General features: G+C 61.8%; 23 protein-coding genes and 2 tRNA genes. 14 read left to right on the top strand and 11 right to left on the bottom strand.

All coding sequences use genetic code 11. The annotated features are described in order from the left end of the window. Window positions 1-6 precede the first annotated feature (6 nt). Window positions 7-1161, bottom strand: coding sequence for a cysteine desulfurase family protein (locus ACF8RA_RS20230; protein ID WP_392519518.1), 1155 nt, complete (start codon window positions 1159-1161; stop codon window positions 7-9). A gap of 192 nt (window positions 1162-1353) precedes the next feature. Continuing rightward, on the bottom strand, window positions 1354-2280 hold the full coding sequence (locus ACF8RA_RS20225) for a LysR family transcriptional regulator (RefSeq protein WP_176683856.1): 927 nt from the start codon (window positions 2278-2280) through the stop codon (window positions 1354-1356). A gap of 140 nt (window positions 2281-2420) precedes the next feature. Here ACF8RA_RS20225 and ACF8RA_RS20220 point away from each other — a divergent pair, with 140 nt between their 5' ends. Next, window positions 2421-3650, top strand: a complete 1230-nt coding sequence (locus tag ACF8RA_RS20220; RefSeq protein WP_020192828.1) for an acyl-CoA dehydrogenase — start codon at window positions 2421-2423, stop codon at window positions 3648-3650. Between the two features lie 92 nt (window positions 3651-3742). Here the strand turns inward: ACF8RA_RS20220 and ACF8RA_RS20215 are convergent, their stop codons facing one another. Next, window positions 3743-4807, bottom strand: coding sequence for a TerC family protein (locus ACF8RA_RS20215; RefSeq protein WP_176683854.1), 1065 nt, complete (start codon window positions 4805-4807; stop codon window positions 3743-3745). 321 nt (window positions 4808-5128) lie between these two features. Between ACF8RA_RS20215 and ahpC the strand changes: the two genes are divergently transcribed. From ahpC to ACF8RA_RS20200, 3 genes are all read left to right on the top strand, one after another. After that, entirely contained in the window at window positions 5129-5692 is a 564-nt protein-coding gene (gene ahpC, locus ACF8RA_RS20210; RefSeq protein ID WP_176683853.1) for an alkyl hydroperoxide reductase subunit C, read from the top strand. A 124-nt stretch (window positions 5693-5816) separates the two neighbouring features. Beyond that, entirely contained in the window at window positions 5817-7379 is a 1563-nt protein-coding gene (gene ahpF / locus ACF8RA_RS20205; RefSeq protein ID WP_392519517.1) for an alkyl hydroperoxide reductase subunit F, read from the top strand. Between the two features lie 316 nt (window positions 7380-7695). Then, complete coding sequence (locus ACF8RA_RS20200) at window positions 7696-7884, top strand: hypothetical protein (protein WP_021782791.1); 189 nt, start codon at window positions 7696-7698, stop codon at window positions 7882-7884. A 4-nt stretch (window positions 7885-7888) separates the two neighbouring features. Here ACF8RA_RS20200 and ACF8RA_RS20195 read toward each other — a convergent pair whose 3' ends face one another. The 3 genes from ACF8RA_RS20195 to nhaR all read right to left on the bottom strand — a co-directional run bounded on the left by ACF8RA_RS20195 (window position 7889) and on the right by nhaR (window position 10827). Beyond that, window positions 7889-8536: a YceH family protein gene (locus tag ACF8RA_RS20195; protein WP_021782790.1), complete on the bottom strand. Its 648-nt coding sequence runs from the start codon at window positions 8534-8536 to the stop codon at window positions 7889-7891. An 88-nt stretch (window positions 8537-8624) separates the two neighbouring features. Further along, a complete protein-coding gene (sstT, locus tag ACF8RA_RS20190; protein ID WP_176683851.1) occupies window positions 8625-9836 on the bottom strand; it encodes a serine/threonine transporter SstT in 1212 nt (403 codons plus the stop codon). A gap of 97 nt (window positions 9837-9933) precedes the next feature. Then, complete coding sequence (gene nhaR, locus ACF8RA_RS20185; RefSeq protein ID WP_176683850.1) at window positions 9934-10827, bottom strand: transcriptional activator NhaR; 894 nt, start codon at window positions 10825-10827, stop codon at window positions 9934-9936. A gap of 132 nt (window positions 10828-10959) precedes the next feature. On the opposite strand from nhaR, the gene ACF8RA_RS20180 reads away from it, so the two are divergent. Together ACF8RA_RS20180 and ACF8RA_RS20175 are read left to right on the top strand one after the other, a co-directional pair. Next, window positions 10960-11199 (top strand): hypothetical protein, encoded by a 240-nt coding sequence (locus ACF8RA_RS20180; RefSeq protein ID WP_176683849.1) that lies wholly within the window; start codon window positions 10960-10962, stop codon window positions 11197-11199. Window positions 11200-11227: 28 nt separating this feature from the next. Then, on the top strand, window positions 11228-11980 hold the full coding sequence (locus ACF8RA_RS20175; RefSeq protein WP_003250551.1) for a TerC family protein: 753 nt from the start codon (window positions 11228-11230) through the stop codon (window positions 11978-11980). A 132-nt stretch (window positions 11981-12112) separates the two neighbouring features. Here ACF8RA_RS20175 and ACF8RA_RS20170 read toward each other — a convergent pair whose 3' ends face one another. Next, a complete protein-coding gene (locus ACF8RA_RS20170; protein ID WP_176683848.1) occupies window positions 12113-12292 on the bottom strand; it encodes a hypothetical protein in 180 nt (59 codons plus the stop codon). Window positions 12293-12458: 166 nt separating this feature from the next. Here ACF8RA_RS20170 and ACF8RA_RS20165 point away from each other — a divergent pair, with 166 nt between their 5' ends. Beyond that, complete coding sequence (locus tag ACF8RA_RS20165) at window positions 12459-13193, top strand: peptidase C39 family protein (protein WP_176683984.1); 735 nt, start codon at window positions 12459-12461, stop codon at window positions 13191-13193. An 89-nt stretch (window positions 13194-13282) separates the two neighbouring features. On the opposite strand, the gene ACF8RA_RS20160 is transcribed toward ACF8RA_RS20165, so the two are convergent. Further along, on the bottom strand, window positions 13283-14566 hold the full coding sequence (locus ACF8RA_RS20160; protein ID WP_003250557.1) for an FAD-binding oxidoreductase: 1284 nt from the start codon (window positions 14564-14566) through the stop codon (window positions 13283-13285). Between the two features lie 203 nt (window positions 14567-14769). Between ACF8RA_RS20160 and ACF8RA_RS20155 the strand changes: the two genes are divergently transcribed. The 4 genes from ACF8RA_RS20155 (at window position 14770) to ACF8RA_RS20140 (ending at window position 16373) form a co-directional block, all read left to right on the top strand. Further along, a tRNA-Val gene (locus ACF8RA_RS20155) sits at window positions 14770-14846 on the top strand. A 171-nt stretch (window positions 14847-15017) separates the two neighbouring features. Further along, window positions 15018-15094: transfer RNA gene (locus ACF8RA_RS20150), tRNA-Val, on the top strand. Window positions 15095-15225: 131 nt separating this feature from the next. Further along, complete coding sequence (locus ACF8RA_RS20145) at window positions 15226-15795, top strand: SPOR domain-containing protein (protein ID WP_392519516.1); 570 nt, start codon at window positions 15226-15228, stop codon at window positions 15793-15795. A gap of 152 nt (window positions 15796-15947) precedes the next feature. After that, window positions 15948-16373, top strand: coding sequence for a GTP pyrophosphokinase (locus tag ACF8RA_RS20140; protein WP_209965023.1), 426 nt, complete (start codon window positions 15948-15950; stop codon window positions 16371-16373). A 3-nt stretch (window positions 16374-16376) separates the two neighbouring features. Here ACF8RA_RS20140 and ACF8RA_RS20135 read toward each other — a convergent pair whose 3' ends face one another. The 3 genes from ACF8RA_RS20135 to ACF8RA_RS20125 form a co-directional block, all read right to left on the bottom strand. Continuing rightward, window positions 16377-17069 (bottom strand): endonuclease, encoded by a 693-nt coding sequence (locus ACF8RA_RS20135; protein ID WP_392519515.1) that lies wholly within the window; start codon window positions 17067-17069, stop codon window positions 16377-16379. 6 nt (window positions 17070-17075) lie between these two features. Next, window positions 17076-17318, bottom strand: coding sequence for a DUF1654 domain-containing protein (locus ACF8RA_RS20130; protein ID WP_004574330.1), 243 nt, complete (start codon window positions 17316-17318; stop codon window positions 17076-17078). A gap of 214 nt (window positions 17319-17532) precedes the next feature. Continuing rightward, entirely contained in the window at window positions 17533-18621 is a 1089-nt protein-coding gene (locus ACF8RA_RS20125) for an asparaginase (protein ID WP_339442857.1), read from the bottom strand. A gap of 401 nt (window positions 18622-19022) precedes the next feature. On the opposite strand from ACF8RA_RS20125, the gene ACF8RA_RS20120 reads away from it, so the two are divergent. From ACF8RA_RS20120 to ACF8RA_RS20110, 3 genes are read left to right on the top strand one after another with little or no spacing between them, the layout of a single operon-like run. Continuing rightward, a complete protein-coding gene (locus tag ACF8RA_RS20120) occupies window positions 19023-19982 on the top strand; it encodes a sugar ABC transporter substrate-binding protein (protein ID WP_176683843.1) in 960 nt (319 codons plus the stop codon). Between the two features lie 20 nt (window positions 19983-20002). Then, entirely contained in the window at window positions 20003-21556 is a 1554-nt protein-coding gene (locus tag ACF8RA_RS20115) for a sugar ABC transporter ATP-binding protein (RefSeq protein ID WP_209965029.1), read from the top strand. Next, the gene (locus ACF8RA_RS20110) at window positions 21553-22548 is read left to right on the top strand and encodes an ABC transporter permease (RefSeq protein WP_176683841.1); all 996 of its coding nucleotides are present in this window, start codon (window positions 21553-21555) and stop codon (window positions 22546-22548) included. The genes ACF8RA_RS20115 and ACF8RA_RS20110 overlap by 4 nt, the downstream gene beginning before the upstream one ends. Window positions 22549-22552: the final 4 nt, after the last annotated feature.

Below are 22552 nucleotides of genomic sequence, written 5' to 3'. Positions count from 1 at the left end.
GCGTGGTCACCACAGTGCTGCCGATGCTGACGCCAGCACCCGGCCAAACACCTCGAGCGCCTTGTCCACGTCAGCCTCGGTGCTGAAACGGCCGATGCTCAAGCGCACACTGTTGCGTGCCTGGCGTTCATCCAGCCCCAGTGCCAGCAGTACATGCGAGGCAGCGTTGCTCGCCGAGTTGCAGGCCGAGGTGGTCGACAACGCCAGTTCGCTGGCCAGCGCCGTGCTGTTGAAGCCTTTGCTGTCGATGCACAGGTTCAAGGTATGGGGAATGCGTTGCTTGGCGCAGCCGTTCAGGGTAACGCCGGGCATGGCCAGCAGGCCTGTGCGCAGACGTCTTGCCAGTTGCTCGAGGCGCTGGTACTCGCTGTCGCCAGGTTGGCCGGCCAAGGCAAAGGCGCTGCCCATGCCAGCGATCTGATGGGTCGCCAGGGTGCCGGAACGCAAGCCTTGCTCATGGCCGCCGCCGTGCATCTGGGCACGCATCAGCGCGCGGGCGCGTGGCCCTACATACAGCGCACCGATGCCTTTGGGCCCGTAGACCTTGTGCGCCGAAAAAGACATCAGGTCCACGGCCATCGTATGCAGGTCGATCACCAGCTTGCCTACGGCCTGCGCGGCATCCACGTGCAGCAGGGCACCGTGGGCACGCACCTGCTCGCCGATCGCGGCAAAGTCGGTGACCGTACCCAGTTCGTTGTTGACCGCCATCAGCGATACCAGGCGGGTGTCAGCGCGCAACGCTGCCTGTACGCTTGTAGGCTGGATCAGGCCGTCGGCATCCGCTGCCAGGCGCGTAACGGCCCAGCCCTGGCGTTCCAGTTCGGCCACGGTGTCAAGCACGGCCTTGTGTTCCAGCTGGCTGGTGATCAGGTGTCCGGGCTGGCCGATGCCTTGGGCAATACCCTTGAGCGCCAGGTTGTTGGACTCGGTTGCGCCCGAGGTCCACACCAGTTGCTCGGATTGCGCACCGACGCACTCGGCTACTTGCTGACGGGCCTGTTCCACGGTGTGACGTGCAGCTTGGCCGTAGGCGTGGCCGCTGGACGCCGGATTGCCGAAGTTGGCCTGGTTTCCCAGGCAGGCGAGCATGGTTTCGATGACCCGGTCGTCGACCGGGGTTGTGGCGGCGTAATCGAAGTAGAGTGGGGCGCTAGGCATTGGGGCGGGTCCGTGTCAGTGGCCGTGAAATCGTTAATCATTGACGTAAGCGTACCCGCCAGCAGCGAGATATTTTTCCCTTCCCTTGTTCGATTCTCGATTCTTGTAGAAAAAAAATCTCTACTGAATAAATTTATGGGAATTTTCTACTTTCTTTGGTGAGGAGCCATGAATGGCTCCGCACCAGCCTTTTCAGGCGGGCTCCAGCGCCTTCTCTTCCTCGGCCACCACGCGCTCGCACAATTCGGTGATCTGCTCGCGCATCCAGCGGTTGGCCGGGTCCTGGTCGGTGCTTTCATGCCAGTACAGGTGCGTTTCCAGTGCAGGCACCTCCACCGGCAGCGCCTGATAACGCAACTGATGGCGACGTGCGAAGCGCTCGGGAACCGTCATCGCCATGTCGGTCTGCTGCAACACCTGGGATGCCATGAGGTAGTGTTGCGAACGCAGAGCGACCTTGCGTTGAACCCCCATCTTGCCCAGCGCCAGGTCGACGTAACCCAGGCCGTTGCGCCGGCTGGAGATATGGATATGGGTCATGCCCAGGTAGCTGTCGAGGGTCAGCTTGCTGTCGGCCAGCGGGTGGCCCTGGCGCAGGGCGCAGACATAGCGGTCCTGCATCAGTTTGATGTGGCGCACCTGCGGATCGGTGTTCAGTGGCGCGTCGATGGCAAAGTCCAGGCGGCCGGCGGCGAGTTCCTTGGTGGTCTCGCGGCGCTTGCACAGGAAGCTCTCGATCATTACCGCCGGTGCCAGGCGGCGCAGGCGCTGGAACAGCGGCGGCAAGATGACCGCCTCGGTCAGGTCGGTCATGCTGATGCGGAAGGTCTTGTTGGCCTGCTGCGGGTTGAACGTGCGGCTTTCCTGCACCGAGGTCCGCAGCAGCGCCAGGGCGTTGCGCACCGGACCGATGATGTTCTGCGCCATGGGTGTGGGCACCATGCCTTGCGCGGTGCGCACGAACAGCGGGTCATTGAAGGTTTCGCGCAGGCGCGACAGGGCATTGGATACTGCCGGCTGGGTAATGCCGACGATCTGCCCGGCGCGGGTCAGGTTGGCTTCGGTGTAGATCGCATCGAACACGATGAACAGGTTGAGGTCGACCTTGGTGAGGTTCATGGGCGCCGCTCTTTGTTGGAATTATCGGTCGATCATATATCGGTTATGAATGTTTATACACGCGGAAAATAGACTAGGTGGATGGAGCAATGCTGCTCTAGGCTCTGCCCCAAGTACTCCGAACTGTGAAGGTAGCCCTGATGGATTTCGCCTATTCACCCAAGGTCCAGGCACTGCGTGAGCGTGTCACTGCGTTCATGGACGCCCATGTCTACCCTGCCGAAGCCGTGTTCGAGCGCCAGGTCGCCGAAGGTGACCGCTGGCAGCCCACTGCAATCATGGAGGAGCTCAAGGCCAAGGCCCGCGCCGAAGGGCTGTGGAACCTGTTCTTGCCAGAGTCGGAATACGGCGCCGGCCTGAGCAACCTGGAGTACGCACCGCTGGCAGAAATCATGGGCCGCTCGTTGCTCGGGCCGGAGCCGTTCAACTGCTCGGCGCCGGACACCGGCAACATGGAAGTGCTGGTGCGCTATGGCAGCGAGGCGCAGAAACGCCAGTGGCTGGAGCCGCTGCTGCGTGGCGAGATCCGCTCGGCGTTTGCCATGACCGAACCGGACGTGGCCTCCTCGGACGCCACCAACATGGCTGCTACCGCCATACGTGACGGTGACGAGTGGGTGATCAACGGCCGCAAGTGGTGGACTTCCGGCGCCTGCGACCCGCGCTGCAAGGTCATGATCTTCATGGGCCTGTCTGACCCTGAAGGGCCACGCCACCAGCAGCATTCCATGGTGCTGGTGCCGACCGACACGCCGGGCGTGAAGATCGTCCGCCCGCTGCCGGTGTTCGGTTATGACGATGCGCCCCATGGTCATGCCGAAGTCCTTTTCGAGAATGTGCGGGTGCCGTACGAAAACGTGATCCTTGGCGAAGGCCGCGGCTTCGAAATTGCCCAGGGCCGACTGGGCCCAGGCCGTATCCACCACTGCATGCGCTCGATCGGCATGGCCGAGCGCGCGCTGGAGCTGATGTGCAAGCGCTCGGTGGAGCGTACTGCCTTTGGTCGGCCACTGGCACGCTTGGGCGGCAACGTCGACAAGATCGCCGACTCGCGCATGGAAATCGACATGGCCCGGCTGCTGACGCTCAAAGCGGCCTACATGATGGACACCGTCGGCAACAAGGTGGCCCGTAGCGAGATCGCCCAGATCAAGGTGGTGGCGCCGAACGTGGCATTGAACGTGATCGACCGGGCTATCCAGATACATGGCGGGGCAGGGGTAAGCGGCGATTTCCCGCTGGCCTACATGTATGCCATGCAGCGCACCCTGCGCCTGGCTGACGGGCCGGATGAAGTGCACCGGGCGGCGATTGGCAAATACGAAATTGGCAAGTATGTGCCGGTGGAGATGTTGCGTAGCGGGCGGTGAACGCGTCAGCCTGCGCCGGCCCATTCGCGGGTGAACCCGCTCCTACACGGGCACCCAGCTTGCCCGCGACGTGGCCAGTGCAAGTGATTCACTCAGGCACCTAGTTGCGTGTCTTTTTCCCTCTTGGACGCGGGTTCTTGTCCAATGGCGTGGGGCTGGTGCCCATCCATACTGTCATCCTTTTTTTGCCCCCGCGTCTTGATCAACGAAATCACCACCCCACCCAGCAACAACCCGAATGTCACGCCCAACGACAGCAGCGCCGGCACCTTGCCCACCATGCCGTGATAGAAAATCTTGCAGCCAATGAAGATCAACACCAGCGCCAGGGCGTACTTGAGGTAAACGAACCGGTGCATCAGCGCCGCCAGCGCGAAATACAGCGAGCGCAGGCCGAGGATGGCGAAGATGTTGGAGGTGTAGACGATGAACGGGTCCTGGGTGATGGCGAAGATCGCCGGCACGCTGTCGACGGCAAACACCAGGTCGGCCAGTTCGATCAGTACCAGCGCCAGAAACAGCGGGGTGGCATAACGCAGCGCCTTGCTGTGCCCGGGCGGGGTCTGGCGTACGAAGAAGTGCGAGCCATGGATCTGGTCGGTAACCCGCATGTGCCGCCGCACGAACTTGAGGATCGGGTTGTTGGCCAGGTCCGGGCGGCTGTCTTCCTTCGACAGCGCCATTTTTACCCCGGTAAACAGCAAGAAGGCACCGAAGATGTACAGCACCCAGGCAAAGTTCTGTACCAGCGCCGCGCCCACGCCGATCATGATGGCCCGCAGGAACACCACGCCCAGGATGCCCCAGAACAGCACGCGGTGCTGGTAGCGACGGGGGATGGCGAAGTAGCTGAAGATCATCGCCATGACGAACACGTTGTCCATCGACAGCGACTGTTCGACCAGGAAGCCGGTGTAGAACTCCAGCGCAGACTGCGCACCCAACTGGTACCAGACCCCCGCGCCGAACAGCACACCGACACTGAAATAGCCCGAATACAGCAGCAGGCTCTCGCGCATTTCAATTTCCCGGTCGTGGCGGTGCAGCACGCCCAGGTCGAGCACCAGCAAACCGATGACGATGGCCATGAACACCAGCCACAACCAGGCGCTGGTACCGAGGACAGGTGTTGTGAGGAATGCTTGCAGAGCTGTCATGAGCCCCTCCTTGAATGTCGACGTTGCATGGCAACAGTGATCCGACATGGCGGCTTGGCAGCCGTCAGAGGGGCCCGGTATCACATGAGCTTGAGCCTAGACCCGTTTGCCAGTGGTGCCGAATGGGTAGCTGTTACATTTCTTTGCCAGTGCAGCGCTCAAGCCCGCAATCCTTTGCTCAGCCCTTTCCCTTCTATTAAATAACTCCGGTTATAGCCAAAACCAATCGAAAGCATGAGCTTTGCCAATGAGCCTTCAGCGGGATGATTAGTTAGGATTCTATCCATCAACTGATTCCAACCCCATGAAGGAGCGTCTCTCATGCCAATCATCAACAGCCAGGTCAAACCCTTCAACGCCACCGCCTACCACAAAGGCGAGTTCGTTCAGGTCAGCGAAGCCGATCTGAAAGGCAAGTGGTCTGTCGTGTTCTTCTACCCGGCCGACTTCACCTTCGTTTGCCCGACCGAGCTGGGTGACCTTGCTGACAACTACGCCGAGTTCCAGAAGCTGGGCGTGGAAATTTACGGTGTTTCCACCGATACCCACTTCACTCACAAAGCCTGGCACGACACTTCCGACACCATCGGCAAGATCCAATACCCGCTGATCGGTGACCCGACTCACGTCATTTCGCGCAACTTCGACGTGCTGATCGAAGAAGCCGGCCTGGCCGACCGCGGTACCTTCGTGATCAACCCGGACGGCCAGATCAAGATCGTCGAGCTGAACGACGGTGGCGTAGGCCGTGATGCTGCCGAACTGCTGCGCAAGGTCAAGGCTGCCCAGTACGTTGCCGCTCACCCAGGCGAAGTGTGCCCGGCCAAGTGGAAAGAAGGCGAAGCCACTCTGGCGCCGTCGCTGGACCTCGTAGGCAAGATCTAAGGTCATGCCCACAGCGCGGGCGGTAAGCAGCCGCCAAAGCTGAAATACCTACCGCCCCGTCAAACGCCCGGGCGACCTTGCCTGGGCGTTTTTGTATCCGAGTTTTGAAAAAGGAATCGCCCGTATGTTGGACGCCACGCTTAAATCGCAACTGAAAACCTACCTGGAGCGGGTCACCCAGCCGATCGAGATCGTTGCCTCCCTCGACGACGGCGCGAAGTCCCGCGAATTGCACGACCTGCTGGTGGAAATTGCCGGCCTGTCGAACCTCATTACCTTCAGCGCGGACGGTACCGATGCCCGTCGCCCTTCGTTCTCGCTGAACCGCCCGGGTGCCGATATCAGCCTGCGCTTCGCCGGCATACCCATGGGCCACGAGTTCACCTCGTTGGTGCTGGCGCTGCTGCAAGTCGGCGGCCATCCGTCAAAGGCCAGTGCCGAAGTGATCGAGCAGATCCAGGCCCTGGAAGGCGAATTCAGCTTCGAAACCTACTTCTCGCTGTCGTGCCAGAACTGCCCGGACGTGGTCCAGGCGTTGAACCTGATGGCGGTACTCAACCCCAACGTGCGTCATGTGGCTATCGACGGTGCGCTGTTCCAGGACGAAGTGGAATCGCGCAAGATCATGGCGGTACCGAGTATCTACCTGAACGGTGAAGTGTTTGGTCAGGGCCGTATGGGCCTGGAAGAAATCATTGGCAAGATCGACACCAACGCCGGCGCCCGCCAGGCCGAGAAGATCAACGCCAAGGATGCCTTTGACGTGCTGGTTGTCGGCGGTGGCCCCGCTGGCGCCGCTGCTGCCATCTACGCTGCCCGCAAGGGCATCCGTACCGGTGTTGCTGCCGAGCGCTTCGGCGGCCAGGTGCTCGATACACTGGCCATCGAGAACTTCATCTCGGTGCAGGAAACCGAAGGACCGAAGCTGGCCACGGCGCTGGAAGAGCACGTCAAGCAGTACGACGTCGACATCATGAACCTGCAGCGCGGTGAAGCGCTGATTCCCGCTGCCGAGGGCGGTCTGCACGAAGTGCGTCTGGCGGGGGGCGCTTCGCTGAAGGCCAAGACTGTAATCCTGGCCACCGGCGCCCGCTGGCGCGAAATGAACGTGCCAGGTGAGCAGGAGTACCGCGGCCGCGGCGTGGCCTACTGCCCGCACTGTGACGGCCCGCTGTTCAAGGGTAAACGCGTGGCGGTGATTGGCGGCGGCAACTCGGGTGTGGAGGCGGCTATCGACCTGGCCGGTATCGTCGCCCAGGTGACGCTGATCGAGTTCGACAGCCAGCTGCGTGCCGATGCGGTGTTGCAACGCAAGCTGCACAGTCTGCCGAACGTTAACGTGATCACCAGCGCGCTGACCACCGAGGTGCTGGGCAATGGCGAGAAGGTGACCGGCCTGCGCTACAAGGACCGTACCACGGATGAACAGCACGAAGTGGCACTGGAAGGCATCTTCGTACAGATTGGCTTGCTGCCCAATACTGACTGGCTGAAGGGCACCGTCGAGCTGTCGCCGCGTGGCGAAATCATTGTCGACGCCAAGGGCCAGACCAGCATCCCGGGAGTGTTTGCCGCAGGTGACGTGACTACCGTGTCGTACAAGCAGATCGTCATTGCGGTGGGTGAGGGGGCCAAGGCATCGCTGGCGGCCTTTGACCACCTGATTCGGACTTCGGCACCGGCGTAAGCCTGTACCGGCCGCTTCGCCGCTAAAGCCGCTCTTGCAGGACTGCGCAGTGGTTGAAACTGTGAAGATCCCCGTAGGAGCGGTTTACCCGCGAAGAGGCCGGCCCTGCTGGCCAATTTCCACCCGCCGTTCACCGTTGCCGCCGCGACCGTATTCGCGGGTAAACCCGCTCCTACACAGATTGGTGGTGGACACACATCGGGAGTTGGACACAGACCGCTGTAGGAGCGGGTTCACCCGCGAAAGGGCCGGTACAAGCAAAGCATCAACCTGAAGGTGTCTATGCTTACACGTAAACCCCTCAGGAATCCCCCGCATGACCCTGATCAGCCGCGAACCCTGGTGGCTAGTCCCCCCGAAGCCCGGGGAGCAAGAGCAGGACCTGCACTGGGGCTACCTGGAAATCTACGCCGACGGTCGCGCTGTGTTCGTCGACCAGCGCCCCACTGACCGGGAGCTGGCCGAGCGCAAGAGCTGCCGCAATTTCCCCGACCCCGAGCCGTGACGGCTCAGCCTTCCAGCTCGGCCAGGCGCGCTTCCAGCGCCGCAATGCGGGCTTCGAGGGCTTCGATGCGGTCTTCTGACACACTGCCGCCACTGTTGCGAGCGCCGCCTTCCTGTTGGCGTGCAGCGAGAATCGCCTCGATTTCCGCCGGGTCGCCCAAGGCATGGGTGTAGCGGTCTTCACGCTGGCCGGCCTGACGTGGCAGGTGCAAAGCCAGGTCCCGCGAGATCAGGCGCTCCAGCTGATGCTGGATCTGCTCGGTGTCGTCAAAGTCGTGCAGGCGGTTGCTACGGGTCAGCAGTTCGTTGAGGGTTTGCGGGCCCCGCAGGAACATCAGGCCCATCAGCACCAACTGTGCTGGCACCAACTCCAGTGCCTTGTCTACCCGATGTTCCCAGCGGTCGGCACGGCTGCCCATCTGCAGGCGGGTCATGCCCTGACCTTCGAGGGCGCGCAGCGCCTGGCCGACCTGGCCTTGGGTGAGGTTCATCACCGGCTCGCGGCTGGTCTTCTGGTTGCAGGCCAGGACCAGGGCATTGAGGGTCAGCGGGTAGCTTTCCGGGCTGGTGGCCTGCTTTTCGATCAGCGAGCCGAGAACGCGGATTTCGATGCTGTTGAAGCGGCCTTCACCTGCGGTTTCGTGTTCTGACATGGCCCTGTCTCGTGGCTGGGGAAAGGCCACTAGGGTAGGTAATGCCACCGCGTAAGGCAATTGGGGCCGCAATGCGGCCCCGGCGCGCTTAGCCGTTACGCTGCTCTTCAGCCTGACACGCCGCTGCAGTGAACAGCACATCGGTCGAAGAATTCAGCGCCGTTTCGGCCGAATCCTGTAACACGCCAATGATGAAGCCCACCGCCACTACTTGCATGGCTATTTCGCTTGGGATGCCAAACAGGCTGCACGCCAGCGGAATCAGCAGCAGCGACCCCCCGGCCACGCCCGAGGCGCCGCAGGCGCACACTGCCGCCACCACGCTGAGCAGCACGGCAGTGGGCAGGTCCACCTGGATACCCAGGGTATGCACTGCGGCCAGGGTCAGCACGGTAATGGTGGTTGCCGCACCGGCCATGTTGATGGTCGCGCCCAGCGGGATCGACACCGAGTAAGTGTCTTTATGCAGGCCAAGGCGTTCCGACAATGCCAGGTTGACCGGGATGTTGGCGGCCGAGCTGCGGGTGAAGAACGCAGTAATGCCGCTTTCACGCAGGCACAGCAGTGTCAGTGGGTAGGGGTTGCGGCGGATCTTCCAGAACACGATCAGCGGGTTCATCACCAGTGCCACGAACAGCATGCAGCCGATCAGTACCGCCAGCAGGTGCAGGTAGCCGAGCAGGGCGTCCAGGCCCGACTGTGCCAGGGTGGAGCTGACCAGGCCAAAGATACCCAGCGGGGCGAAGCGGATGACCATGCGCACGATCAGGGTGACGCCATTGGACAGGTCTGCGACCACGGTTCGGGTGGTTTCACCGGCATGGCGCAGGGCCACGCCCAAGCCGATGGCCCAGGTCAGCACGCCGATGAAGTTGGCATTGAGCAGGGCATTGACCGGGTTGTCTACCGCACTCAGCAACAGGTTCTGCATCACCTCGGCGATGCCGCCTGGCGCGCTCAGCGTGGCTTCGCTGGTGCTTAGCGCCAGGTGCGAGGGGAACAGCATGCTGGCAACCACGGCCACCACTGCAGCGGCAAAGGTGCCCAGCAGGTACAGCCAGAGGATCGGGCGAATGTGGACTTCCTGGCCGTGACGATGGTTGGCGACCGAAGCCATGACCAGAATGAACACCAGCACGGGCGCAACCGCCTTCAGGGCACTGACGAACACCTTGCCAAGAAAGGCCAGGTCACGGGCGATGGCAGGTGCCAGCAGGGCGAGGGCGATACCGGCGAGCAGGCCGATGACGATCTGGGTCACCAGGCTGGTGCGGTTGAGGAGGCGGAGAAAAGGGGTCATGTGCAGCGGTATCTCGGAATCTGGAAAGGGCGGACTTTACCATAGAGCACCTATAGCGCATGCCGGCCCGTGCTCGTAGTCAATCAGGCTTTTACGGCTACCAGTGAAACAATTCCCGCCGCGCCCCTTCGGTAATCGCCACGATCCCAGGGTGCTTGACCTTGCGCTCCACCGAAATGGCGTAGAACGACTCGTGCACGGCCTCGGTCTGCCCGATCAGTTGCACGCCGTACTGACGGCACACCTCCTCGGCGATTACGCTGGGAGCAACGAAAATGCCGCTGCCCGACTGCCCGAACGCTTGCATCAAGGCACTGTCATCGAATTCCCCCACGATCCGTGGCTGCACCTGCTGCTCGCCCAGCCACCGCAGCAGCCGGCTGCGTACCACGGTCTCCTGACCGGGAACAAGCAGTGGAGCATCCTGCAGACAAGCTGGAAAAGGACCGTCCAGCCGTTGTACCAGCGCCGGGGTGGCGAAGAAGCTCAGCCCGCACTCGCCCAGCTTCTGGCTGTAGCACTTGATGTCCAGGTGGTTAGGCATGGGGCTGTCGGAAATCACCAGGTCCAGGCGCTGGATGGCCAGGTCTGCCAGTAACCGCTCAAGTTTGTCTTCGCGGCAGTTGATGCGCAGCACCTCCTCCAGGTCCATGGTCGGTGCCAGCAGGCGGTAGACAATGGATTTTGGCACTACGTCAGCCACCCCCACACGGAACAGGATCTGCTCCTGCGGGCCGGCGCGCAGCATGGCCTCAAGCTCGCTGCCGATCTGAAACATCTGCTCTGCGTACACCAGGGTCTGGCGGCCGGTTTCGGTCAGTTCCAGCTGCCGGCCGGCGCGCTGGAACAGTTCCAGGCCGTAGGTTTGCTCGAACAAGGTGATCTGCCCGCTGATGGTTTGCGGTGTGAGGTTCAGCTGTTGGCTGGCGCGGGTGATGCTGCCCGTCTTGGCCACGGCCCAGAAGTAATGCAGCTGGCGATAGTTAAGCACCGTCGGTCGTTCCGATTCGTAAAAACCGAAGTATATGCCATGAAAATACGAATTTTCCTGAACTATTGCCGTCTCTAGAATGCACGGCTATCAGGCGCCATGCGCCGCCGGGTTATTTTAAGCGAGGACACCATGCTGCAATTCAAATCCATTGGCACCCCGTTGGTGCTGGCTTTGGCCCTGTTCACCCTGGCAGGCTGCGACCAGGCCGAGAAATCCGCACAGCAGATGCTCGATCAGGCGGCGCAGTCGGCCAAGCAGGCTATCGACGACACCAACAAGGCTGCCCAGCAGGCGCTGAGCGAAGCCATAGGCAGCGAAGGGCAGAAGCCCAAGGATGCCGAGAAGAAAGAAGAAACCCAGGAAATCTGACCCCAACCGCCGCTGCAGGATTTGAACAATGGAATATTTGCTGGAACTCGCCGCTAGCCCTACCGCCTGGGTTGCCCTGGCTACGCTGGTGGCCATGGAAGTTGTACTGGGCATCGACAACCTGATCTTCATCTCGATCCTGACCAACAAACTGCCGGTGGAGTACCGCTCCAAGGCGCGACGTATCGGGATCAGCATGGCCTTGGTCATGCGACTGGCCTTGCTCAGCACCGTGGCCTGGATCGTCCAGTTGACCGACCCAGTGTTCGAAGTGTTCGGCAATGCCTTCTCGTGGAAGGATGTGATCCTGATTGCCGGTGGTCTGTTCCTGCTGTGGAAGGCGACCAAGGAAATTCACGAAAACGTCGACCCGCATGGCGCCAAGGAGGAAGCCAAAGTCTCCTCCACGGTTACCCTGGGCTTTGCTGCGGCGATCTTCCAGATCCTGTTGCTGGACATCGTTTTCTCGGTAGACAGCATCATCACCGCCGTGGGCATGACCGAGCATCTGCCCATCATGATTATCGCCGTTATCACGGCTGTGATCGTGATGATGGTGGCAGCCGACCCGCTGGCCAATTTCATCAACGACAACCCGACCGTGGTGATGCTGGCGCTGGGCTTCCTCATCATGATCGGCATGACGCTGATCGCCGAGGGCTTTGGCGCCCATGTACCCAAGGGTTATGTGTATGCGGCCATGGCGTTCTCGACGGCTATCGAGGTCCTCAACATTCTGGCCCGCCGGGCGCGTCTGAAGCGTGAGGCGGCTGAAGGCTGATGCAAAAAAGGGGCGCTTTGCGCCCCCCATTCGTGAACAAGCCCGCTTTCACAGGTACTTCGAGCCGCGCTGGCATCGCGAAATACCTGTGCAGCGGGCTTGTCTGCGAGTGGGCTTCAGGAAATCCTGAGGTCAGTTCACCCCCGCATGCCGCCGCGCCCGTCTTACCGGCTGTGGCCTGGGCGGGGCCTGCGGTGGCAAGTGGTGATGGTGTGCGTGACGCCGCACGATACGCAGTACACCCCACAGCATGGCGGCTGCGACGCTCAGCCACATGCCTACCAGCATGAGAATTGCCATGGTCAGGCTCATCTGTGCCTCCATCTCTACGGCAAGCGCTTGATTGGCCCGCGTTTACCTTCCAGACACTGCTTTAGTCTAGTCCTTCGCCTGTGACGTTCCATCGAACAATGGTCAATCTCTAGTGCCGATTCGCTCCAAGGCGCTGTCGGACTATACCCGCGCCGCTGTCGGACCTATGATCGGTGGCCAGAGCCGGGCGCTGCCTGCCTGGCGTTGGAACAAGCGAGTGCCCATGGAGCAACATTCCTTCAAGGCTGCCCCCCGGCGGCTACTGGCTGCCTGTCTGCTGGCTGCCACCCTGGCCGGCTGTGCCAGCGCACCGCCCGGCAATCTCAAAGGCTTGCCGCAGCGAGTCGAGATCAGCAGCGTGCCGTTCTACCGTGGCAACGCCAACCACAGCGGGGCCATGGCGCTGGCGGCAGTGCTGTCGCAGCAGGGGGCGCCTATTACGCCAGGGTTGTTGGATAAACCGCTGAACCTGCCTCAGGGGGCCGAAACTCTGGATACCGCTATTCCCCGTGTGGCGCGGGACTACGGTAGGGTGGTGTACCCGCTGGACAAGCAGCTGGACGCGCTGCTGACCCAGGTGGCGGCGGGCAACCCGGTGCTGCTGCGTTACGAGGAAGGTTCGGCCTGGTGGAGCGGGCCCCGCTATGCAGTGTTGATGGGTTATGACCGTTACAAGCAGCGGGTGCTGCTGCGTTCGGGCATGCACCGGCGGCAGGTGCTGGCATTCGATGAGTTTGCATCGGCGTGGGAGAAGCAGGGGAGTTGGGCGGTGCTGGTGCAGCCACCTCGGCAACTGCCGGCCCAGGTTGATCGCCAGCGCTGGTTGCGTGCTGCGGATGAATTGGCCAAGGCGGGGCAAGAGAGTGCGGCGAAGCAGGCTGTGAATAGCCTGAACAAATAGCGTTGCCTGTGCCTGCCCTTCGCAGGTAAGCCCGCGCCCACACGGACTGTGCAAGCAGCACAAATCCTGTGGGCGCGGGCCTGCCTGAATCAGAAGCCCAGGCGATCGCGCAGGCTGTAGTACCAGGCACCGATGGCGCTGAAGGGGACGCGCAGCATCTGGCCACCCGGGAACGGGTAGTGCGGCAGGCCGGCAAAGGCGTCGAAACGCTCTGCCTGGCCGCGCAGGGCCTCGGCCAGTACCTTGCCTGCCAGGTGGGTATAGGTCACGCCGTGGCCCGAGCAACCCTGCGAGTAGTAGATGTTGTCGCCGATCCGTCCAACCTGTGGCAGGCGCGACAGGGTCAGCAGGAAGTTACCGGTCCAGGCGTAGTCGATCTTCACGTTCTTCAGCTGCGGGAAGGCCTTGAGCATTTTCGGGCGGATGATCGCCTCGATGTTGGCCGGGTCACGCGCGCCGTACACCACGCCGCCACCGAAAATCAGGCGCTTGTCGCTGGTCAGGCGATAGTAGTCGAGCAGGTAGTTGCAATCCTCGACGCAGTAGTCCTGCGGCAGCAGGGTGCGTGCCAGTTCTTCGCCCAGTGGCTCGGTGGTGATTACCTGCGTGCCGCATGGCATGGACTTGGCGGCCAGCTCGGGTACCAGGTTGCCCAGGTAGGCGTTGCCGGCAACGATGATGAACTTGGCGCGGACCTTGCCCTGCGGGGTATGCACCACTGGGTTGGCACCACGTTCGATGCGCACGGCCGGGGTTTGCTCATAGATGATGCCACCCAGCGACTCGACCGCAGCAGCTTCGCCCAGGGCCAGGTTCAGCGGGTGGATGTGGCCGCCGCTCATGTCGAGCATGCCGCCGATATAGCTGTCGCAGGCAACCACTTCGCGGATGCGCTTCTGGTCCATCAGCTCCAGCTGATTATGGCCAAAGCGTTCCCACAGGCGCTTTTGCGATTCCAGGTGGCCCATCTGTTTGCTGGTAAGGGCGGCGAATACGCCACCATCTTTCAGGTCGCACTGAATGTTGTACTTGGCCACGCGCTCACGAATGATGCGCCCGCCCTCGAAGGCCATGTGGCCCAGCAGTTGTGCCTGCTTGGGGCCAACGGTGCGTTCGATGACATCAATGTCGCGGCTGTAGCTGTTGACGATCTGGCCGCCGTTGCGGCCCGATGCGCCAAAGCCGACCTTGGCCGCTTCGACGATGCTTACCTTGAAACCGTTCTCCAGAAGGAACAGGGCGCTGGACAGGCCGGTGTAGCCGGCACCGATGATGCACACATCGGTTTCCACCTCACCCTGCAGCGCCGGACGTGGCGGCACCGGGTTGGCCGAGGCGGCGTAGTAGGACTGGGGGTAGGGGGTGTTAGCCATGCTGCAGGAACCTCGTGTTTTATATTTTTAACGAATGTACCGATGCTATCAATAATAATAAACACCCGCTAGTCGTCTGGTGAAAATCCTTTACGGGATACCCTCCAGCCCGCCTTTATATAAAGAGTTTAAGATTCAGTAGGTTAGCGCGAAAAAAAGTGTTGACAGGGTTTTTGTAATGCGTAGAATGCGCACCACACGACAGGCACATAGCTCAGTTGGTTAGAGCACCACCTTGACATGGTGGGGGTCGTTGGTTCGAGTCCAATTGTGCCTACCAAATCGAAAAAGGGGTGATCCGAAAGGGTCACCCCTTTTTTCATTGTCCATTGCCACGTGGGCCGAAAAGCGCGGTATGGGCACGAAGCGCTTGCATGCGAAAGTTTTTGATTTTTCTCAAAAAAAAGCTTTACAGGTGCGTATCGGATCACTAATATGCGCACCACACGACAGGCACATAGCTCAGTTGGTTAGAGCACCACCTTGACATGGTGGGGGTCGTTGGTTCGAGTCCAATTGTGCCTACCAAATCGAAAAAGGGCGATCAGAAATGATCGCCCTTTTTGCATTTGCGCCCGAAGCAGCGTGTAACGTTTGGTCGCGGTTCGGGCATACCCCGGCGTGCTAGAATCCGCCCCTTCGAATCTGGAGGTACACGCGTGCGCAAACTGGCTGTGGTAATGGCAGTGCTCGCCCTGGCGGGCTGTGAGAACGAGGTCGAAGGCGTGCACAAGCAGGTGGCCGAACACCTGAACAACCCCAAGACCGCCAAGTTCGGCAACGTGCGGATCGACACCCAGGGCACCATCTGCGGTCAGGTCCGCGGCAAGGACGATGCCGGGCAGTACGAAGCCTACCGCAGTTATGTGGCGATCAAGCGCGACGGCCAGTACGACATCATCGTTGACGATACCGGCAATAACCTGCGTATCCGCGAGCTTTGCGGCGGCGCCGACCTGCAGCGGCGTGCCGAGGCCCTGGCAGACCAGCCGGCGCCCCAGGGTTGGGATGTGGAAGTGGTGCAGGGCGCCAACATGGGTGCCCTCAGTGACATGACGGCGCGCCTGATCGAAAAGGGCATCCCGTCTTCGGTGGAGTACCGCGAAGGCAAGCCAGTGGTGCTGCTGGGGCCGTTCCCCACCCGCGAAGAGGCGCAAGCGCGCAGGGACGAAGTGATGGCCAAGCTGGGTACCGATTCGGTGGTCATCCAGCACGGCGCATCACGCTAGGGTCTGTTTTCAACGCAGCATGAACAAGTATCAAGGCTTTTCCTGCAGAGTCTAAGCCTGGGCGGAGGCGGCGCAGCAAAGGCTTGTGTCAGGCGCCGTTCACACAAGTTTGGCTATGCTTGGGTGGGTAGCGGCCAAACGGGGAGGGCCTCATGTCTACACTGGAGCGTGCCATTGCCGTGGCCGCCAGGGCGCATGAAGGGCAATACGATAAGGGTGGGGCGGCTTATATCCTCCACCCGTTACGCGTGATGATGCGGGTTACCACACCTGAACAGCGGATTGTGGCGGTGCTTCACGATGTGATCGAAGACACCCCGCTGACCCTGTCTGACCTGGCGCGCGAGGGCTTCGCGCTGAAAATCCTGGCCGCGTTGCTGGCGCTTAGCCGCCGCGAGGGCGAGCCTTACCAGGATTTCGTGGTGCGCCTGGGTGATGACCCGTTGGCGCGCACCGTCAAGCTGGCCGATCTGGCCGACAACAGTGACCTCTCGCGCATCCCCTGCCCGGGCCCCGCCGACCTGGCGCGGCTGGCCCGTTACCGGGAGGCCAGCGCCTATTTACAAGCGCTGGCTTAAGGGTCAACCGCACGTCTTGAGGTTGACCGGCCCCACGAATGCGTTTCCCCGCCCCATCACGCAGGCGACCTGTTGGTTGCGTTGCCGCTCCCAGGCTTGCGGCGGGTACGTCTTGTTCCAGGCTTCGAACAGCTGGCGGTCCTGTTTGGACAGGCGCAGGTTGTACTGCTTGCTCATGTAGAAGTAGGTGCGGGCGATCATGCCGCGGATCGATGGGCGCGGCATCACTTTCCTGGCCTTGAAATCGACCTGGGTCAGGCAGCGGCCATACTGGCCGCGTTGCTCCGGCAGCCAGCCGAAACTGAAGTTGCTGCGGTCGCCGTTGACCTCACCGATGCTTGGCACCAGGTTGTGCAGGTCGGCTTCGGCGCGCTGGTACACTTCGTCATGCTGCGAGCACTGCTTGCGCCCGCCACTCTGCCAGCATTGGCGCTGATGGCCGATCTGCCAGGCGGGTACGATGTGTTCCCATTCGATGCGCGAGGCGCGCCGGGCATTCTTGCGCGGGGTATAGCCGCAGGACGCCAAGTCGACCTTGTTGCCCTTGTATTTGCACCCGCAATAGAACTCGGTCGATTGCGGTGCATAGAGCTTCCAGGCGACCTTCTTGGCCTCCTGGAAGGTACGCGGGGCGTCGGCCTGGGCAAGTGGCGTGGTCAGTAACAGGCAAGCGGCTGCGAAAAGCGAAACTCTCATGCGCAGTCAGTCTTCCTTTGGTACGGTCCAGAAAATCTGCACGCCGCCATCGTCGCGGTGGGCGAGGGTGACGTTGTCGTTCTCGGCGATCTCCTGAAGCAGGGTTTCCCAGTCATCCGGGCTTTCCTGTTCCAGGCGGAAGATCAGCGCCGCGCGGCTGCGCTGGGCGGTTGGGCTGTTGATGATCTTCTGGATGCGTACACCCAGCTGTTCATAGCTGCTCGGGGTGGCGGAGGCGGTGCTGGACACAGGAATTCCCTTGTTTTGCTGTATGCACGTACAGTATTTCACTGTAAGTAATTTCGCAACTGCTTGTCAGGAGAAATCCAGGGTTGGCCTGTAAACCATGAGGCCGGTCAGAAAGGTAAGCGATGTCGCCGGTTTGTACCCTCAGTGTCTGTGCGGTTCAGGAGAGGGCAGTGAGGCCCTCAGAGCCGGAGAGCCGGCTCTGAGGGAGGAGCACTCAGTACTCCCAGAAGATGCGCTGCAGCTCCTTGCTGTCCTGGGTCTTGGTCATTGCCACCATCGCCAGGATCCGCGCCTTCTGCGGGTTCAGGTCGTGAGCCACGACCCAGTCGTTCTTGTCATCCGGCTGTTCGGCGTTACGCAGTACGAAACCACCCTGGTTGACATGCGACGAGCGGATGATCTGCACGCCGTTCTTGCGCAGTTCCTGCAGCGCCGGGACAACTCGCGACGATACCGAACCGTTGCCGGTACCGGCATGGATCAGCGCCTTGGCGCCGTTCTGTGCCAGGGCCTTGTAGGCGGTGTCGGTGACGTTGCCATAGCCATAGGCAATGTCCACCTGTGGCAGGCTGCTGATCTGCTTGATATCGAACTCGGAATTGACCGTATGGCGCTTGGCCGGCAGGCGGAACCAGTACGATTTGCCTTCCACTACCATGCCCATCGGGCCCCAGGTGCTCTTGAAGGCTTCAGTCTTGATGTTGACCGTCTTGCTCACGTCGCGGCCGGACTGGATCTCGTCGTTCATGGTCACCAGCACGCCCTTGCCGCGCGACTGCTTGTCGCTGGCTACGGCCACGGCGTTGTACAGGTTGAGCATGCCGTCGGCGGACATGGCGGTACCCGGGCGCATCGAGCCGACCACCACGATTGGCTTGTCGGTCTTCTCTACCAGGTTGAGGAAGTAGGCGGTTTCTTCGAGAGTGTCGGTGCCGTGGGTGATGACGATACCGTCGACGTCCTTGCTTTCGGCCAGCTCGGCGACGCGCTTGCCCAGTTTCAGCAGGTCGTCATTGCTGATGCTCTCGGAGGCGATCTGCATGACTTGTTCGCCGCGTACGTTGGCGATGTCGGCCAGTTCCGGCACGCCGGCGATGAGCTTGTCGACGCCCAGCTTGGCAGCCTGGTAAGTGGCGCTGTTGGCAGCGCTGGCGCCGGCGCCGGCAATGGTGCCGCCGGTGGCGAGGATGACCACGTTGGCCAGCTTCTGTTGGGTTTCGGCTTCTTTGGCCGAGGCACTGGTTGGCAGGATCAGCAGCAGGGCGAGTGCGCTGGGGGCGAAGGTTTTCAGTGCGGCATTCATCGTTATTGTTCTCGCTTCCTAGTGAGTTAGTTATTGAGTCGCGCGGGGCTACAGGCATTTTTCGTACCAAGGCGCCACGTGCGCCAGGGTCGGGACGGCCGTGCGTTGCAATGGGCTGTGTAGCAGCCCCGCCAATGCGCGGTGTTGCACCGGGTCGGGGGCGCCGCGCGACGCATTCGTGACGCGAGACCGCACCTGAAAAAAGGGGGGGCTGCATTCGCAATTCCGAACAAAAAAAGGTAAAGGTGTTCGGTTTTTCGGAAAATCTGCATAATCGGTCCCAGCAGCACTCTGGCCTCCGATAGCCAAACGGATTTGACAAACAACGGTCCTGTTACCATAGTTGGTCAACGCAAACGTTTGCGATCCGATAAAAAACACAAGATTCGGAGTCATCGTCCATGAAGCTGCCGTTCCCCGGTCGTCTGCTGGCCTTCGCTGTCATTTCCTCGCTTAGCCTCGTCTTGCCATTGTCTGCTGCTCACGCCGAAGACAAGCCCAAGGTCGCCCTTGTCATGAAGTCGCTGGCCAACGAGTTCTTCCGCACCATGGAAGACGGCGCCAAGGATTACCAGAAAACCCACGCCGACGAGTTCGACCTGATCGCCAACGGCATCAAGAACGAAACCGACACTGGCGAGCAGATCCGCATCGTCGAGCAGATGGTCAATGCCGGCGCCAAGGCCCTGGTCATTGCGCCGGCTGACTCGAAGGCACTTGTGTCGGCGGTGAAGAAGGCCATGGACCAGGGCGTGGTGGTGATCAATATCGACAATCGTCTTGACCCTGATCTGCTCAAGAGCAAAGGCATCAGCGTTCCCTTCGTCGGCCCCGACAACCGCAAGGGCGCGCGTCTGGTTGGCGATTACCTGGCCAGCCAGAAACTCAAGGCCGGCGACCAGGTGGGTATTATCGAAGGGGTGCCGACCACCACCAATGCCCAGCAGCGCACCGCCGGCTTCAAGGACGCCATGAATGCCGCGCAGATGAACATCGTCTCGGTACAAAGCGGCAATTGGGAGATCGACAAAGGCAACGCCGTCGCTGCCTCCATGCTCAACGAATACCCCGACCTGAAGGCCTTGCTGGCTGGCAACGACAGCATGGCGCTGGGCGCTGTGTCCGCCGTGCGTGCCGCTGGCAAGACAGGCCAGGTGCAAGTGGTGGGCTATGACAACATCAATGCCATCAAGCCAATGCTTGCAGACGGTCGCGTGCTTGCCACCCTCGACCAGGCCGCCAGCCAGCAGGCGGTGTACGGCATTCAGGCGGCGCTGAAAATGGTCAAGGGCGAAAAACCTGATGTGGATGCCGACAACGTCATCCAGACCCCGGTCGAACTCATCACCAAGAAGCCCTGATGCTGCCAGGAGAATCGGCCATGCCTGCATCGGCCAATGAAGTGGTGCTTGCCGCCAGCGGCCTGGGCAAGACCTATGCCCAGCCCGTGCTCGGCGAGGTCAGCCTGAACCTGCGCGCCGGTGAAGTGCTGGCCCTGACCGGCGAGAACGGCGCTGGCAAGAGCACGTTGTCCAAGCTCATCAGTGGCCTGGAGGTGCCCACCACCGGGCACATGACCTACCGCGGCCAGGCCTACGCGCCCGGCAGTCGCGGCGAGGCCGAACGCCTTGGGGTGCGCATGGTCATGCAGGAGTTGAACCTGCTGCCGACGCTGACCGTGGCGGAAAACCTGTTTCTCGACAACCTGCCCAGCCGTTTCGGCTGGATCAGCCACAAGCGCCTGCGCCAACTGGCAATGGCCGCCATGGCCCGGGTCGGGCTCGACGCCATCGACCCGGACACCCCTGTCGGCGAACTGGGCATCGGCCATCAGCAAATGGTCGAGATTGCCCGCAACCTGATCGGTGACTGCCATGTACTGATCCTGGACGAGCCCACAGCCATGCTCACTGCGCGCGAGGTGGAGTTGCTGTTCACCCAGATCGAGCGCCTGCGTGCGCGTGGCGTGGCCATTGTTTATATCTCGCATCGCCTGGAAGAGTTGCAGCGCGTGGCGCAACGCATCGTTGTGCTACGCGATGGCAAGCTGGTGTGCGACGAGCCGATCCAGCGCTACAGCAGCGCCGAACTGGTCAACCTGATGGTCGGCCGCGAGCTGGGCGAGCATATCGACCTGGGCCGGCGGCAGATGGGGGCACCGCTGCTCAAGGTCGACAAGTTGTGCCGCGGCGACAAAGTGCGCGAGGTGTCGTTCGAAGTCAGGGCAGGGGAGATTTTTGGCATCTCCGGCCTGATCGGCGCCGGTCGTACCGAGCTGCTTCGCCTGATCTACGGTGCCGATCGCGCGGACAGCGGCGGTATCGCGCTGGGCCAGCCGCCGCAGGCGGTAAACATCGACTCGCCCAAGGCTGCAGTGCGGGCCGGTATCGCGCTGATAACCGAAGACCGCAAGGGCGAGGGCCTGCTGTTGACGCAGTCGATCAGCGCCAACATTGCGTTGGGCAACCTGGGCGCGGTATCGCGCGCCGGTGTGCTCGATGGCGAGGCGGAAAAGGCCTTGGCCGAACGCCAGATCCAGGCCATGCGCATTCGCAGTGCTGGCGCGCAGCAAGTGGTGGGTGAGCTGTCTGGCGGTAACCAGCAGAAGGTGGTGATTGGCCGCTGGCTGGAGCGCGATTGCCAGGTGCTGCTGTTCGACGAACCCACGCGTGGCATCGATGTGGGCGCCAAGTTCGACATCTATGGCCTGTTGGCCGAGCTGGCGCGTCAAGGCAAGGCCTTGGTGGTGGTGTCCAGTGACCTGCGCGAACTGATGCTGATTTGCGATCGCATCGCCGTGCTGTCCGCCGGCCGCCTGATCGACACCTTCGCGCGTGATCATTGGAGCCAGGACCAGTTGCTTGCCGCCGCCTTCGCCGGTTATCAGAAACGTGACGCGCTGCTGCATGATGCAGCCCCCAGGATGGATGCATGAAAACCACCCCGCTAAACAACCCGGGCGCCGCCCCCGTGCGCCGCAGCGGTACGTACTTTGGCCTGGGCACCTACCTGGGCCTGGCTGGCGCCTTGCTGGCGATGATTGTGCTGTTCTCGTTCCTCAGCAGCCACTTCTGGTCGTATGGCACCTTCAGCACGCTGGCCAACCAGATCCCGGACCTGATGGTGCTGGCGGTGGGCATGACCTTCGTGCTGATCATCGGCGGCATCGACCTGTCGGTGGGTTCGGTGCTGGCGCTGGCCGCCTCGACGGTGAGCGTGGCGATACTCGGCTGGGGCTGGGGCGTGCTGCCCTCGGCGCTGCTGGGCATGGCCGTGGCCGCGCTGGCCGGCAGCATTACCGGTAGCGTCACCGTGGCCTGGCGCATCCCGTCGTTCATCGTTTCGCTTGGTGTGCTGGAGATGGCCCGTGGCCTGGCCTACCAGTTCACCGACTCGCGCACCGCCTATATCGGCGATGCCTATGCCTGGTTCTCCAACCCGGTCGCCTTTGGTGTTTCGCCAGCGTTCATCATCGCCTTGTTGGTGATCGTGCTCGCCCAGTTGGTCCTGACGCGCACGGTATTCGGTCGTTACCTGATCGGTATCGGCACCAATGAAGAGGCCGTGCGCCTGGCCGGTATCGATCCGCGCCCCTACAAAGTGCTGGTGTTCGCCCTGATGGGCCTGCTCGCCGGCCTGGCCGCGCTGTTCCAGATCTCGCGGCTGGAAGCGGCCGACCCCAATGCCGGCTCTGGCCTGGAGCTGCAGGTCATTGCCGCCGTCGTGATCGGCGGCACCAGCCTGATGGGTGGGCGTGGCTCGGTCATCAGCACCTTCTTTGGCGTACTGATCATTTCCGTATTGGCCGCCGGGCTGGCGCAGATCGGCGCCAGCGAGCCGACCAAACGTATCATCACCGGGGCGGTGATCGTCATCGCCGTGGTGCTCGACACTTACCGTAGCCGGCGCGCGGGCCGGCGGAACTGACAAC

The sequence above is a fragment of the Pseudomonas sp. FYR_5 genome (assembly GCF_043106315.1).
Taxonomy (GTDB): domain Bacteria; phylum Pseudomonadota; class Gammaproteobacteria; order Pseudomonadales; family Pseudomonadaceae; genus Aquipseudomonas; species Aquipseudomonas putida_Y.
The sequence above is the reverse complement of the archived record's forward strand: the minus strand, read 5'-3'. Positions and strand labels throughout refer to the sequence as shown.